At 66.2% G+C, this 12,969-nt stretch carries 14 protein-coding genes; 9 read left to right on the forward strand and 5 right to left on the reverse strand.

Annotated features, from left to right (window positions below; genetic code table 11):
* Positions 1–136 precede the first annotated feature (136 nt).
* The 3 genes from AC2S9W_RS01150 to AC2S9W_RS01160 are packed head-to-tail and all read right to left on the reverse strand — an operon-like array spanning position 137 to position 2,120.
* Positions 137–907, reverse strand: coding sequence for an isocitrate lyase/PEP mutase family protein (locus AC2S9W_RS01150; RefSeq protein ID WP_486571504.1), 771 nt, complete (start codon positions 905–907; stop codon positions 137–139).
* Positions 904–1,938: a bifunctional DNA-binding transcriptional regulator/O6-methylguanine-DNA methyltransferase Ada gene (gene ada, locus AC2S9W_RS01155; RefSeq protein ID WP_067112978.1), complete on the reverse strand. Its 1,035-nt coding sequence runs from the start codon at positions 1,936–1,938 to the stop codon at positions 904–906. The genes AC2S9W_RS01150 and ada overlap by 4 nt, the downstream gene beginning before the upstream one ends.
* The gene (locus AC2S9W_RS01160) at positions 1,935–2,120 is read right to left on the reverse strand and encodes a DUF1203 domain-containing protein (protein WP_338112197.1); all 186 of its coding nucleotides are present in this window, start codon (positions 2,118–2,120) and stop codon (positions 1,935–1,937) included. The genes ada and AC2S9W_RS01160 overlap by 4 nt, the downstream gene beginning before the upstream one ends.
* Positions 2,121–2,219: 99 nt before the next feature.
* On the opposite strand from AC2S9W_RS01160, the gene AC2S9W_RS01165 reads away from it, so the two are divergent.
* The 3 genes from AC2S9W_RS01165 to AC2S9W_RS01175 are packed head-to-tail and all read left to right on the forward strand — an operon-like array spanning position 2,220 to position 4,309.
* Complete coding sequence (locus AC2S9W_RS01165; protein ID WP_286750174.1) at positions 2,220–3,755, forward strand: S1C family serine protease; 1,536 nt, start codon at positions 2,220–2,222, stop codon at positions 3,753–3,755.
* A gap of 31 nt (positions 3,756–3,786) precedes the next feature.
* A complete protein-coding gene (locus AC2S9W_RS01170; RefSeq protein ID WP_067112971.1) occupies positions 3,787–4,035 on the forward strand; it encodes a type II toxin-antitoxin system Phd/YefM family antitoxin in 249 nt (82 codons plus the stop codon).
* Positions 4,022–4,309: a type II toxin-antitoxin system RelE family toxin gene (locus AC2S9W_RS01175; protein ID WP_486571505.1), complete on the forward strand. Its 288-nt coding sequence runs from the start codon at positions 4,022–4,024 to the stop codon at positions 4,307–4,309. Before AC2S9W_RS01170 ends, AC2S9W_RS01175 begins: the two co-directional genes overlap by 14 nt.
* Here AC2S9W_RS01175 and AC2S9W_RS01180 read toward each other — a convergent pair.
* On the reverse strand, positions 4,306–4,995 hold the full coding sequence (locus AC2S9W_RS01180) for a dienelactone hydrolase family protein (protein ID WP_486571506.1): 690 nt from the start codon (positions 4,993–4,995) through the stop codon (positions 4,306–4,308). The genes AC2S9W_RS01175 and AC2S9W_RS01180 overlap by 4 nt on opposite strands.
* Before the next feature lie 266 nt (positions 4,996–5,261).
* Between AC2S9W_RS01180 and AC2S9W_RS01185 the strand changes: the two genes are divergently transcribed.
* From AC2S9W_RS01185 to AC2S9W_RS01210, 6 genes are all read left to right on the forward strand, one after another.
* A complete protein-coding gene (locus AC2S9W_RS01185) occupies positions 5,262–5,828 on the forward strand; it encodes a F0F1 ATP synthase subunit delta (protein WP_486571507.1) in 567 nt (188 codons plus the stop codon).
* A gap of 3 nt (positions 5,829–5,831) precedes the next feature.
* The gene (atpA, locus tag AC2S9W_RS01190) at positions 5,832–7,361 is read left to right on the forward strand and encodes a F0F1 ATP synthase subunit alpha (RefSeq protein ID WP_212598363.1); all 1,530 of its coding nucleotides are present in this window, start codon (positions 5,832–5,834) and stop codon (positions 7,359–7,361) included.
* Between the two features lie 76 nt (positions 7,362–7,437).
* Positions 7,438–8,313, forward strand: a complete 876-nt coding sequence (locus tag AC2S9W_RS01195) for a F0F1 ATP synthase subunit gamma (RefSeq protein WP_212598362.1) — start codon at positions 7,438–7,440, stop codon at positions 8,311–8,313.
* Between the two features lie 14 nt (positions 8,314–8,327).
* Positions 8,328–9,869: a F0F1 ATP synthase subunit beta gene (atpD, locus tag AC2S9W_RS01200; protein ID WP_082737358.1), complete on the forward strand. Its 1,542-nt coding sequence runs from the start codon at positions 8,328–8,330 to the stop codon at positions 9,867–9,869.
* A 108-nt stretch (positions 9,870–9,977) separates the two neighbouring features.
* Positions 9,978–10,235 carry an ATP synthase F1 subunit epsilon gene (locus AC2S9W_RS01205; RefSeq protein WP_067112951.1) on the forward strand — a complete coding sequence of 86 codons (258 nt, stop codon included), beginning with the start codon at positions 9,978–9,980 and terminating at the stop codon, positions 10,233–10,235.
* Positions 10,236–10,916: 681 nt separating this feature from the next.
* On the forward strand, positions 10,917–12,410 hold the full coding sequence (locus AC2S9W_RS01210) for a TadA family conjugal transfer-associated ATPase (RefSeq protein ID WP_067113816.1): 1,494 nt from the start codon (positions 10,917–10,919) through the stop codon (positions 12,408–12,410).
* Between the two features lie 4 nt (positions 12,411–12,414).
* Here the strand turns inward: AC2S9W_RS01210 and AC2S9W_RS01215 are convergent, their stop codons facing one another.
* Entirely contained in the window at positions 12,415–12,957 is a 543-nt protein-coding gene (locus AC2S9W_RS01215; RefSeq protein ID WP_486571508.1) for a demethoxyubiquinone hydroxylase family protein, read from the reverse strand.
* Positions 12,958–12,969 lie beyond the last annotated feature (12 nt).

Consider the following 12,969-nt stretch of genomic DNA (forward strand, 5'->3'; position numbering starts at 1 on the left):
AGGGGAAGTCGGAAGGACACAGCATGACCTTCATATACTTTGGAATAATATTGCGCGCTCCCCGAAGCCCCTGTTCCCGCAAAAAAGGGGTGGAGATAGGTTTTTCCTCGCCGCCGCCCCCCCTTTCGCGGGATTCCTAATAGGCAGGCTCACCGCCGCCCAGCACCGTTTCCGCCTGCGCGGTCAGCCAAGCCATCGCCGCGGCCCAGGGTTGATGACCGTGGCTGATCCGCGCCACGCCGAGCGCCGCCAGTTCGGCATGCGTCGGCCCGGCGGGCGAGCGGAGGATGTTGACCGGCAGCGGCGAGGCTTCGCAGATCGCACCGATGCACCGCGCGTCGGCGAGGAAGGGCACGAACAGCGACCCGGCGCCTGCATCGGCATAGGCGCGGGCGCGTTCGAGCGTCGCGGCGACGAGCGCAGCGCCGTCCTTCCCGGCATCCCGCCCGCGAAACACATCGCAGCGCGCGTTGACGAAAAGGCCGGTATCGGCGGCGGCGCGATAGCGTGCCTGCGCCGCGGCGATCGGCAGCAGTTCCGACGCGCCGGGCAGGCGATCCTCGATATTGCCCCCTGCGGCGCCCGCCTCCCGCGCCCGGCTTATCGAGGCGCCGACCGCCGCCGGGTCGGCGCCGTAGCCCGATTCCATGTCGATCGTCACCGGCAGGTCGGTGACGTCGAGGATGCGGCGCAGATTTTCGAGGACATCGTCGAGCGGAAAATTCTCTCCGTCGGCGCGGCCCTGCGCGCCCGCGACGCCATAGCTGCCCGTCGCGATCGCACGGGCGCCCGCCGCCGCGACCGCCTTCGCGCTGCCCGCATCCCAGATGTTGACGAGGATCAGCGGGTCGCCGGGAACGTGCAGCGCCCGGAATGCGGCGATCGCGCTCGATGATACTGGCGTCATGGGATTTCCCTTTTCAGAAGTTCGCGCTTGATCGGCAGGCCATAGGCATAGCCGCCGAGCGAGCCGTCGCTGCGCACCACCCGGTGGCACGGGATCAGCACCGCGACATTGTTGGCGCCGTTGGCGCTTCCCGCCGCGCGCACCGCCTTCGGCTTGCCGACTGCGGCGGCGATGTCGGCATAGCTGCGCGTCTCGCCTGCCGGAATCTTTCGAAGCTCGCGCCACACCGCTTCCTGAAAGGCAGTGCCCTTCACGTCGATCGGGATATGGTCGAAGCCGGCCGCCGGCGTCTCGACCGCTTCGATCACCTGCGTCAGCAGCGCCGCGAAGGCCGCGTCGCCCTCGACGAGCGTCGCGGCGGGGAAGCGCTCCTCCAGCGCCTCACGTCCCTCGGCGAAGGACAGGCGGCACACGCCCTTCCCGGTCGCCGCGACGAGCATGTCGCCGAGACTGGTCGGCACCACCGCCCAGTGAATCGTCACGCCCTTGCCGCCGTTTACCCACGCCGAAGCCGTCATTCCCATGCGTCCCTCCATATTGTCATAGAATCGCGATGGCCCCGAAAAGCCGGCGTCGTAGATTGCGTCGGTCACCCGCGCGCCCTCGCTCAGCGCCGTCCGCGCGCGCTCCTCGCGCAGCGCGCGGGCATAGGCGGCGGGCGACAGGCCGGTGTGGCGGGTGAAGACGCGCTGGAAATGCGTCGGCGAATAGCCGGTGCGCGCGGCGAGATCGGCGAGCGCAAGCGGCTCCTCGCTGCCCTTGATCGCCGCGATCGCGGCAATCACCGCGCCCTCGTCGCGCGCAACGTCGTCGGGCAGGCAGCGTTTGCAGGGACGCAGCCCCGCCGCGCGCGCCGCCGCGCCATCGGCGAAGAAGCGGACATTGGCGCGCGCCGGGTGCCGCGCCGCGCAGCTCGGCCGGCAATAGATGCCCGTCGTCAGTACCCCGGTGACAAAGCGCCCGTCGAGTGCCCGGTCGCGGCGCTGCACCGCGGCCCAGCATTCGTCGTCGGTCATGGTCCCGGCGCTCATGTCGCGTCCCTTTCGATCCGCGCGGCGAAACAGCCATATGCGGCATTATGCGCGTCGATATAGGCTGTCGCGTCGTCGGCGAACAGGGCGCGCAGTTCGTCGAACACCGGCAGCGGCGCATCGCGACAGGGAACCGCCAGCACCCCGGCGCGAGAAGAAATGGCATAGGTTATGAGGGTCATGGACCGTCCTCTCTTCGTGTCGCACCCGTCTGCCATGTGCCGCCGCGGGGCGCGTCCCGATGCTTGCGTTCAAAGCGCGTCTCACTAATCTGCCGCGCCATGACCCGCCTCCTCCCCCTGCTGCTCGCCTTTTTCGCTATCGTCCTGCCCGCGCGGGCCGCCGACGATATCAGTGCCGCCTCGCGCAGCGTCGTGCGCGTCGTCACCGTCGCGATGATGGAGGGCGAGGTGGTCGGCTTCGGCCACGGCAGCGGCATCGCGATCACCCCGACGCGCATCCTGACCAACGCGCATGTCGTCGAATCGGCGGTCCGCTATCCGAACAATGTCGCGCTCGGCGTCGTCCCGTCGGAGGGGCAGAAAAGCTATCCCGCCAGGCTGATCGCGATCGACACCGCGCGCGACCTCGCGCTGATCGAGATGGGCGAGGGCCGGCTGCCCGCCGCCGCCATCTATACCGGGCCGCTCGAATCGGGGACCGACGTCGTCGCGCTCGGCTATCCGGGCAACGTCGACCTCGCGACCGCGCGCAGCGCCGCCGACTATATTACCCCGCGCACGCCCGTACGTAGCGAAGGCAACATGTCGAACGTTCAGGCGGTCGACGGCATCGCGACGCTCGTCCACACCGCCAAGATCTCGCGCGGCAATTCGGGCGGCCCGCTCGTCGACGCCTGCGGGCGCGTCGTCGGGATCAACACCTTCATCACCCGCGCCGACGACGGCGATTCGCCCTTCGCCTTCGCCATCTCGGTGCGCGAGATCGCGCGCTTCCTCGCCGATGCCGGGCAGCAATATACGAGCGTCGGCACCGCCTGCCTGTCGATGGCGGAGGCGACCGCGCGCGACCGGGCGGCGCTCGACGCCGAAACCCGCGCGGCGGCCGAGGCCGAGGCCGCGAAGACGGCGGCGGCGCGGCTCGACCGCGAACTGAAACAGGCGCGCGCCGAAGAAGCGGCGCTGGCGTCGCGCGAGAACCGCATCGCGCTGGCCGGGGTCCTGTTCGTCATCGGCGCGCTCGCCGCCGGAGCCGGGCTGCTCTTCTACAGCCAGAAGGCGATGCGCAACGCGAAGATCGCTGGCGGCGCGGGCGCGGTGCTGATGATCGGCGCCGCGATCCTGTTCGTGACGCGCCCCGACGCGCATGCCGAAATTGCTGGAGAAACGGAACAGGCGCCGGCGCCCGATGTCGCGCCGAAGCTGGCGCAGGGGAACTTCCTCTGCACGATCCAGCCCGACCGCAGCCGCATCACCGTATCGTCGACCATCGACGTGCCGGTCGAGATCGGCGGGGACGGCTGCATCAACCGGCGGACCCAATATGCGCAGGGCACCGACGGCCGCTGGCAGCGCATCCTCGTCCCGAACGAGGAGGCGACGGTGACGATCGCCTCGATCGACGACGGCGCCCACGAATATCGCGTCGAACGCTATCTGCTCGACGCCGAGACGATGGCGAAGGCGCGCGCGCTCCGCGCCGCGGCGGAGATCAAGGGCTGCGCCGCCGACCCGCAGGCGCTCGCCGCCTTCGCGACCCAGCAGGACGCGATCAAGGGCGCGCTGCCGCCGACGCCGAACGAGCGGCTCGTCTATCGCTGCCAGAAGGTCGCCGGTTCGGCGGCGGCCACACCTTGACGTGACCTGTTAAAAGACCTATTAACAGGTCATGGGAAAGCCGCTTCTCGCCGACTTCGGCATCAGCATCTCGGAACTCAAGAAGAATCCGTCCGCCGCCATCCGCGCCGCCGATGGCGCCCCCGTCGCGATCCTCAACCGCAACACGCCCGAAGCCTATCTGGTCCCCGCCGACGCGTGGGAAGCGATCCTCGATGCGCTCGACGACATCGAACTGGCGCGGATCGTCAGGGAGCGTCAGGGGCAGGAACGGATAAGGGTCAGCATTGACGACCTATAATCTCGATTTCTTCAAAGACGCCAAGAAGGAATGGGATCGGCTGGACAAGAGTGTCCGCGCCCAGTTTCGCAAAAAGCTAGCCCAGCGGCTGGCAAATCCGCACGTCCCATCCGCTCGCCTGTCCGGCATGGCCAATTGTTACAAGATCAAGCTGCGTTCGGCTGGATACCGGCTGATCTATCAAGTCGAGGATGAAACGATCACGGTGGTTGTCGTCGCCATCGGTAAGCGCGAACGAAACGAAGCCTATGTGGAGGCGAAGCGGCGCCTTTAGCCCCCGCACGCCCTGAACAGCATCAGCGTCCGCTCGCGCGCAAGCTCCGCGCTCGGTTCATGATAATCCTTGCGGCGGTCGCTGTTGAAACCGTGCCCGGCCTCATAGACGAAGACCTGCGCGGTCGGATGCGCCTTCGCGATCAGCGCCTCGACCCCGTCCATCGGAATCCCCGCATCAAAGCGGCCGAAATGGGCGATGGCCGCGCATTGCGGCGCCTGGTCGGCGAACTGCGTCGGGACGAGGCTGCCGTAATAGCAGGATGCCGCGGCCAGATCGGGGCTGGTCTGCGCCATCCGCCACGCGACCGACCCGCCATAACAATAGCCGGTGATGAAGACCGGACCCCCGGAACCATTGGCGCCTTTCAGCGCGTCGATGCAGGTCTGCGCGTCCTTCAGGCTCTGCTCGAACGGGTGGAGCTGTCGCGCCAGTTCGACCGCGCGTTCGAACTGCGGTCCCGAATAGTCGCTCTCGAACCCCGGATGCTCGCGGTCGAACAGCGCGGGCGCCAGCACTTCATAGCCGGCGGCGGCATATTCGTCACACAGCTCGCGGATATGGTCGGTGACGCCGAATATCTCCTGGATCAGGACGAGCCCGCCCCGGCGCTCGCCTTCGGGCTGCGCGTGATAGACGGCGATCTCGGCGCCATCGTCCATCGTCATGCGGATCATCTCGCCCATACACTTCCCTCTCTTCCGTTCGTCCCCGGACCTGATCCGGGGTTGTCGAAGGGCCGTTCTTCCTTGACCGGCGTTTGAAGAAAGAACGGCCCTTCGACAAGCTCGGTGCGAACGGACGTAGCAGGGTGCTCGATTCCCCCACCCTCGCCTTGCATTGCAGCAAAATCGTTGCTACGCGCGCCGCGACTTTGCAGCGGGGGCATTTTCGGATGCCGGAAACCCGCGCAGCCATCCCCCTCGGGATCGTTAAAGAAGGACTTTCGCGCGTGGAGAATTCCGGCGGCATTCAGGGCAACATCACGGCGGGCCTCGCGGGCCGTTATGCCAGCGCGCTGTTCGATCTGGCGCGCGAATCGGACGCCATCGACAGCGTCCGCCAGAGCCTGGCGACCCTCAAGGCCGGGCTCGCCGAATCGGCGGACCTCGCCGTGCTGACCCAGAGCCCGGTCGTCAGCCGCGCCGACGCCGCGAAGGCGGTCGCGGCGGTCGCGAAATCGCTGGGGCTGGATTCGCTGACCACCAGGTTCCTGGGCGTGCTCGCCGAGAACCGCCGCCTCGCCGATCTGGGCGGGATGATCGACGCGTTCGACGCGATCGTCTCCGCGCATCGCGGCGAAGTGACCGCGAAGGTGACGAGCGCGCATCCGCTCAGCGCCGATCAGCTCAAGGCGCTCGCCGCCAACCTCAAGACCCGTGTCGGCCGCGACGTTCAGATCGCGACGACCGTCGACCCCGCCATCCTCGGCGGCCTCGTCGTCCAGCTGGGCAGCCAGCTGATCGACGGCAGCATCCGTACCCGTCTCAATGGCTTCGCACAGGCGATGAAAGGCTAAACAATGGAAATCCGCGCTGCTGAAATCAGCAAGGTCATCAAGGACCAGATCGCCAATTTCGGAACCGACGCCACGGTCAGCGAGATCGGCTCGGTCCTGTCGGTCGGCGACGGCATCGCCCGCGTCCACGGCCTCGACAATGTCCAGGCCGGCGAGATGGTCGAATTCGCCAACGGCGTGAAGGGCATGGCGCTCAACCTCGAAGCCGATAACGTCGGCATCGTGATCTTCGGCTCGGACGCCGAGATCAAGGAAGGCGACACCGTCAAGCGCACCGGCACGATCGTCGACGTCCCCGTCGGCAAGGGCCTGCTCGGCCGCGTCGTCGACGGTCTCGGCAACCCGATCGACGGCAAGGGGCCGATCAAGGCCGACAAGCGCATGCGCGTCGAGGTCAAGGCGCCCGGCATCATCCCGCGCCAGTCGGTACACGAGCCGGTGCAGACCGGCCTCAAGGCGCTCGACGCGCTCGTTCCCGTCGGCCGCGGCCAGCGCGAACTGATCATCGGCGACCGTCAGACCGGCAAGACCGCCGTCGCCATCGACACCTTCATCAACCAGCGCGAAGTCAACAAGGGCGATGACGAGAGCAAGAAGCTCTATTGCATCTATGTCGCCGTCGGCCAGAAGCGCTCGACCGTCGCGCAGATCGTCCGCCAGCTCGAAGAGAATGGCGCGATGGAATATTCGATCGTTGTCGCCGCGACCGCGTCGGAGCCCGCGCCGCTGCAGTATCTCGCGCCCTACACCGGCGTGACGATGGGCGAATTCTTCCGCGACAACGGCATGCACGCCGTGATCGTCTATGACGACCTGTCCAAGCAGGCCGTCGCCTATCGCCAGATGTCGCTGCTGCTGCGCCGCCCGCCGGGCCGCGAAGCCTATCCCGGCGACGTCTTCTACCTGCACAGCCGCCTGCTCGAGCGCGCAGCGAAGATGAACGCCGACAACGGCTCGGGCTCGCTCACCGCGCTGCCGATCATCGAGACGCAGGCGGGCGACGTGTCGGCCTATATTCCGACCAACGTGATTTCGATCACCGACGGCCAGATCTTCCTCGAAACCAACCTCTTCTACCAGGGCATCCGCCCCGCCATCAACGTGGGTCTTTCGGTGAGCCGCGTCGGCTCGGCCGCACAGACCAAGGCGATGAAGAAGGTGTCGGGCTCGATCAAGCTCGAGCTCGCGCAGTATCGCGAGATGGAAGCCTTCGCGCAGTTCGGCTCGGACCTCGACGCCGCGACGCAGAAGCTGCTCAACCGCGGCGCGCGCCTGACGCAGCTGCTCAAGCAGCCGCAGTTCCACCCGATGCCGTTCGAGGAGCAGACCGCGTCGATCTTCGCCGGCACCAACGGCTATCTCGACACCGTCGCGGTGAACGACGTCACCCGTTACGAAGCGGCGATGCTCGCCTATCTGCGCAGCGACCATGCGGATGTCCTCAAGATGATCCGCGACACCAAGGACCTGGGCGACGACGCCAAGAAGGGCCTGGTCGCCGCGCTCGACGCCTTCGCCAAGATATTCGCTTAACCCTTAATCGTGCACCTCCGCGAAGGCGGAGGTCCATGGGTCCCCGCCTTCGCGGGGACACACAGAGAGAGGCTTGATGGCCAGTCTTAAGGAACTCAAAGGGCGGATCAACTCGGTCAAATCGACCCAGAAGATCACCAAGGCCAAGAAGATGGTCGCCGCCGCCAAGCTGCGCAAGGCACAGGCCGCGGCCGAGGCCGCGCGTCCCTATGCCGAGCGGCTCGAAGGCGTCGTCGCGAGCCTCGCGTCGAAGGTCGGCGCCGCCGACGGCGCGCCGAAGCTGCTGTCGGGCACCGGCAAGAGCGACACCCACCTGCTGCTGGTGCTGAACAGCGACCGCGGCCTCGCGGGCGCGTTCAACAGCAACATCGTCAAGGCGGCGCGCGACAAGGCGCACGAGTTGCAGGCCGCGGGCAAGACGGTTCGCTTCTTCCTCGTCGGCCGCAAGGGCCGCCCGGTGATCAACCGCCTGTTCCCCGGCCAGATCATCGAGAATTACGAGACGACCGGCATCCGCGAGATCGGCTTCGAGCAGGCGCGCGAGGTCGCGGAGAAGATCAGCGAATTGTTCGAGGCGGGCGCGTTCGACGTCGCGCACCTCTTCTATTCGAAGTTCCGCTCGGCGCTGGTGCAGGAAGCGACCGGCCAGCAGCTCATCCCCGTCCCCGCCCCCGACGAAGCCCCGGCTCCGAGCGGCGCGGCGGTCGAATATGAGCCCGACGAGGAGGCGATCCTCGCCGACCTGCTGCCGCGCAACGTGACGATCCAGATCTTCAAGGGTCTGCTCGAAAACGCCGCGTCGGAACAGGGCGCGTCGATGACCGCGATGGACAATGCGACGCGCAACGCGGGCGACCTGATCAACAAGCTGACCATCCAATATAACCGCAGCCGCCAGGCCGCGATCACCACCGAACTCGTCGAAATCATCTCCGGCGCCGAAGCGCTGTAAGCAGGAAGAAGCACATGGCCACCGCACCCGCCCCTGAAAAGAAGGCTCCCGCCAAGAAGGCCGCCGCGCCCAAGAAGCCGGCCGCGAGCAAGGCCGCCGCGCCGAAGAAGGCCGCGGCCGGCGCCGCGACCGGCCGCGTCGCGCAGGTGATCGGCGCCGTCGTCGACGTCCAGTTCGACGGTGCGCTGCCCGCAATTCTGAACGCGCTCGAAACCGACAACGGCGGCAACCGCCTCGTTCTCGAAGTCGCGCAGCACCTCGGCGAGAACACCGTCCGCACCATCGCGATGGACGCGACCGACGGCCTGACCCGCGGCCAGCCCGTCACCGACACCGGCGCGCAGATTTCGGTCCCGGTCGGCCCGCAGACGCTCGGCCGCATCCTCAACGTCATCGGCGATCCGATCGACGAGCGCGGCCCCATCAACAGCGACATGACCGCGCCGATCCACGCCAAGGCCCCCGAATTCGTCGACCAGTCGACCGAGGCGGCGATCCTCGTCACCGGCATCAAGGTCATCGACCTGCTCGCGCCCTATGCGCGCGGCGGCAAGATCGGCCTGTTCGGCGGCGCCGGCGTCGGCAAGACGGTTCTCATTCAGGAACTCATCAACAACATCGCCAAGGGCCATGGCGGCGTGTCGGTGTTCGCGGGCGTCGGCGAACGCACCCGCGAGGGCAACGACCTCTACCATGAATTCCTCGACGCGGGCGTTATCGCCAAGGACGCCGACGGCAACCCGACCCCCGAAGGGTCGAAGGTGGCGCTGGTGTTCGGCCAGATGAACGAACCGCCGGGGGCGCGTGCCCGCGTTGCGCTGTCGGGTCTGACCATGGCCGAATATTTCCGCGACCAGGAAGGCCAGGACGTGCTCTTCTTCGTCGACAACATCTTCCGCTTCACGCAGGCGGGTTCGGAAGTGTCGGCACTGCTCGGCCGTATTCCTTCGGCCGTGGGCTATCAGCCGACGCTGTCGACCGACATGGGCGCGCTGCAGGAACGCATCACCTCGACCACCAAGGGCTCGATCACCTCGGTGCAGGCCATTTACGTTCCCGCGGACGACTTGACCGACCCGGCGCCGGCGACATCGTTCGCTCACCTCGACGCGACGACCGTGCTGTCGCGCGCGATTTCGGAACTCGGCATCTATCCGGCGGTCGACCCGCTCGATTCGACCAGCCGCGTTCTCGAACCGCGCGTCGTCGGGCAGGAGCATTACGAGACCGCCCGCCGCGTTCAGGAAACGCTGCAGAAGTACAAGTCGCTGCAGGACATCATCGCGATCCTCGGCATGGACGAACTCAGCGAGGAAGATAAGCTGACCGTCGCCCGCGCCCGCAAGATCCAGCGTTTCCTGTCGCAGCCCTTCCACGTCGCCGAGGTGTTCACCAACATCCCCGGCAAGTTCGTGCAGATCGAGGACACGATCAAATCGTTCAAGGCGGTCGTGGACGGCGAATACGACCATCTGCCCGAAGCCGCCTTCTACATGGTCGGCGGCATCGAGGAAGCGGTCGCCAAGGCCGCCAAGCTGGCAGCGGAAGCGGCGTAATAAAAGTTCCCTTCCCGCTTGCGGGAGGGGTTAGGGGCGGGCCAGCGGCCTGCCCGGAACGAGCCCACCCCCGACCCCTCCCGCAAGCGGGAGGGGGGAGATTAGAGAATGGCCCTGAAGTTCGAACTCGTCACCCCCGCCCGCCTCGAACGGTCGAGCGACGTCCATATGGTCACCGTGCCGGGCAGCGAAGGCGACTTCTCGGTGCTCGAGGGCCATGCGCCCTTCATGACGACGCTGCGCAACGGTCCGCTGACCATCTATGCCAGCGCCGGCGCCGCGCCCGAGACGATCGAGGTCGAAGGCGGCTTCGCTGAAGTGAACGAAGCCGGTTTGACCGTGCTCGCCGAACGCATCGCGGGCTGACGCCGCGATATCGCCGGATCAAAGTGGCCTTCGGGCCCCTTTTTATTGGTCGCTTCGGGGTGGAAAGTCGTCGCTTCCTGAAACAAGTCGGCAATGATCCCTTTTCGACAGCTAGAGCATCGAGCCTTAAATCTGACCCATCGTCCCGTTCGTGTCGAGCGAAGTCGAGACACTCATCAGCGTGGCGCAAGGCCGATGGGTGTCTCGACTTCGCTCGACACGAACGGATAAGGGGCGGTGCGGGTTTATGGTACGCCGCTCTAGCCGTTCCCCGGCGAAGGCCGGGGTCCACGAGGGGTAGCGCTGTATCATCTGGACCCCGGCTTTCGCCGGAGAACAGCGCCTTACTTGCCTGAAGGACATATGTGCCGAACAAGTTCGGAGTGACGAAAGATCGGATGGCGCCTCCGGGTCGAAAGCTCCCTTGGCTGCCGCCTGTCGGCGCATAGGTCCACTCTCGCGCTTTGCTGCCATCCATCAGCGAAATGCGCACCCTCAACCGTCCGGCCTCGCGCCAGTAGCGGATACGCTGCGGATAGCATCGCAAAGCGCATCGACATCCTCCACGCACCCTGTCGGGCTATTAGGAGATTATCAAAGTTTCCCTTTTATTCACCCTGCTTGATGGGGGGTCTGCTGGCGAAAGCCGCACTCACCCCGAACGAGAAGCAGGATGAAGCGATGAGTGCATTCGGACGTCGTCCCGGAACCGCTGGCCGCCCCGCCTTTGGCGTGGCGAAGCCGATGCAGACTGGGCCCGGCGTGCCCGGTGGAAGCCAGTTCCCGCCCATCGAGCCCGCGCCCGCCGCGCACGATCCGGCGCCATCGCCCCTCAGCCCCGAGCTGGAGGCGATGGAGCGGCTGAACCAGCGCTCGTCGGCCGAGAATATGGAGCCCGAACGGGCCCAGGGGTTCGAGGCGAGCGTCCACAAGATCAAGGAACAGGTGCTGCCGCGCCTGCTCGAACGCGTCGACCCCGAAGCCGCGGCGACGCTGAGCAAGGACGAACTCACCGAAGAATTCCGGCCGATCATCCTCGAAGTGCTCGCCGAACTGCGCATCACGCTCAACCGCCGCGAACAATTCGCGCTCGAAAAGGTGCTCGTCGACGAACTGCTGGGCTTCGGCCCGCTCGAGGAATTGCTCGCCGACCCCGATATTTCCGACATCATGGTCAATGGGCCCTACCAGACCTATGTCGAACGCAAGGGCCAGCTCGTCATCGCGCCGATCCAGTTCCGCGACGAACAGCATCTGTTCCAGATCGCGCAGCGCATCTGCAACCAGGTCGGCCGCCGCGTCGACCAGACCACGCCGCTTGCCGACGCCCGCCTGAAGGACGGCAGCCGCGTCAACGTCATCGTCCCGCCGCTCAGCTTGCGCGGCACGGCCATCTCGATTCGTAAATTCTCGGCCAAGCCGATCACGCTCGACATGCTGTGCCAATGGGGCGCGATGAGCCAGAAGATGTGCACCGCGCTGAAGATCGCGGGCGCGAGCCGCTTCAACATCGTCATCTCGGGCGGTACCGGCTCGGGCAAGACGACGATGCTCAACGCGCTGTCGAAGATGATCGACCCCGGCGAGCGCGTGCTGACGATCGAGGACGCCGCCGAACTCCGGCTGCAGCAGCCGCACTGGCTGCCGCTCGAAACGCGCCCCGCGAACCTCGAAGGCAATGGCGCGATCCACATGGGCGACCTCGTCAAGAACGCCCTGCGTATGCGTCCCGACCGCATCATCATGGGCGAGGTCCGCGGCGCCGAATGTTTCGACCTGCTCGCCGCGATGAACACCGGCCACGACGGCTCGATGTGCACGCTCCACTCGAACAGCCCGCGCGAATGCCTCGGCCGTATGGAGAATATGGTGCTGATGGGCGACATCAAGATTCCGAAGGAGGCGATTTCCAAGCAGATCGCCGATTCGGTCGACCTGATCGTCCAGATCAAGCGTCTGCGCGACGGCTCGCGCCGCGTCACCAACGTCACCGAGGTAATCGGCATGGAGGGCGACGTCATCGTCACCCAGGAATTGTTCAAGTTCGAATATCTGGACGAGGACAAGGACGGCAAGATCGTCGGCGAATATCGCTCGATGGGCCTGCGCCCCTATACGCTGGAAAAGGCGCGCCAGTTCGGTTTCGACCAGCCCTATCTGGAGGCGTGTCTCTAAACGTCTAGAGCCGCATTCCGAGCCATATGACAGCCTCGGTCGACGCCGAAACGACCGGATCGATCACGCGCTGCCATAAACCCACCGTCGGTAACCGCACTGCTGACAAATCGTGATGTTCCTGCTCCTCGGCGATAATGACTGACAAGGTCCGTACCGCTTCCTCATCGACGCCTCGAAGCTCTGCAATCTGTTCGCGCATATGTCGCAATACGACACGTTCAATGGCGACCGTCGTTGCGGTGATTGCCCCTCGCCCAGCGAGGCCCGTCACACCACCGAGAATGAGGCCACCGAATCCACACAATAAATAGCTACGGCACCGCCGCACGCCCCGTCGGCCCAGCTCCGCAGCGAATTGTGCGCGATGCCCGCGTTCGTGCGCGAGAAACTCATCGATCTCAGCGAGCATGTCTGGCGCACGCCAGCGAGCGAACCAGCGCCGCGCGCCGTAGATGCACACCGCGCCATGTTCGCCCGCGTGATCAACCTTCATCACCCGGTCGCCCAGTGTTTCATTCAGCTTGAGACGAGCCGCCAGTGCCATTGCGATCGGTGC

The sequence above is a fragment of the Sphingopyxis sp. 550B genome (genome assembly GCF_057401805.1).

What these genes read in the sequence shown, in the direction of transcription:
- AC2S9W_RS01195 (WP_212598362.1), top strand. Translation starts at nt 7,438, where the DNA reads ATGGCCAGTCTTAAGGAACTCAAAGGGCGGATCAACTCGGTCAAATCG.
- AC2S9W_RS01205 (WP_067112951.1), top strand. Translation starts at nt 9,978, where the DNA reads ATGGCCCTGAAGTTCGAACTCGTCACCCCCGCCCGCCTCGAACGGTCG.
- AC2S9W_RS01210 (WP_067113816.1), top strand. Translation starts at nt 10,917, where the DNA reads ATGAGTGCATTCGGACGTCGTCCCGGAACCGCTGGCCGCCCCGCCTTT.
- AC2S9W_RS01180 (WP_486571506.1), bottom strand. Translation starts at nt 4,995, where the DNA reads ATGGGCGAGATGATCCGCATGACGATGGACGATGGCGCCGAGATCGCC.
- AC2S9W_RS01150 (WP_486571504.1), bottom strand. Translation starts at nt 907, where the DNA reads ATGACGCCAGTATCATCGAGCGCGATCGCCGCATTCCGGGCGCTGCAC.
- AC2S9W_RS01215 (WP_486571508.1), bottom strand. Translation starts at nt 12,957, where the DNA reads ATGGCACTGGCGGCTCGTCTCAAGCTGAATGAAACACTGGGCGACCGG.
- AC2S9W_RS01165 (WP_286750174.1), top strand. Translation starts at nt 2,220, where the DNA reads ATGACCCGCCTCCTCCCCCTGCTGCTCGCCTTTTTCGCTATCGTCCTG.
- AC2S9W_RS01160 (WP_338112197.1), bottom strand. Translation starts at nt 2,120, where the DNA reads ATGACCCTCATAACCTATGCCATTTCTTCTCGCGCCGGGGTGCTGGCG.
- atpA (WP_212598363.1), top strand. Translation starts at nt 5,832, where the DNA reads ATGGAAATCCGCGCTGCTGAAATCAGCAAGGTCATCAAGGACCAGATC.
- atpD (WP_082737358.1), top strand. Translation starts at nt 8,328, where the DNA reads ATGGCCACCGCACCCGCCCCTGAAAAGAAGGCTCCCGCCAAGAAGGCC.
- AC2S9W_RS01170 (WP_067112971.1), top strand. Translation starts at nt 3,787, where the DNA reads ATGGGAAAGCCGCTTCTCGCCGACTTCGGCATCAGCATCTCGGAACTC.
- ada (WP_067112978.1), bottom strand. Translation starts at nt 1,938, where the DNA reads ATGAGCGCCGGGACCATGACCGACGACGAATGCTGGGCCGCGGTGCAG.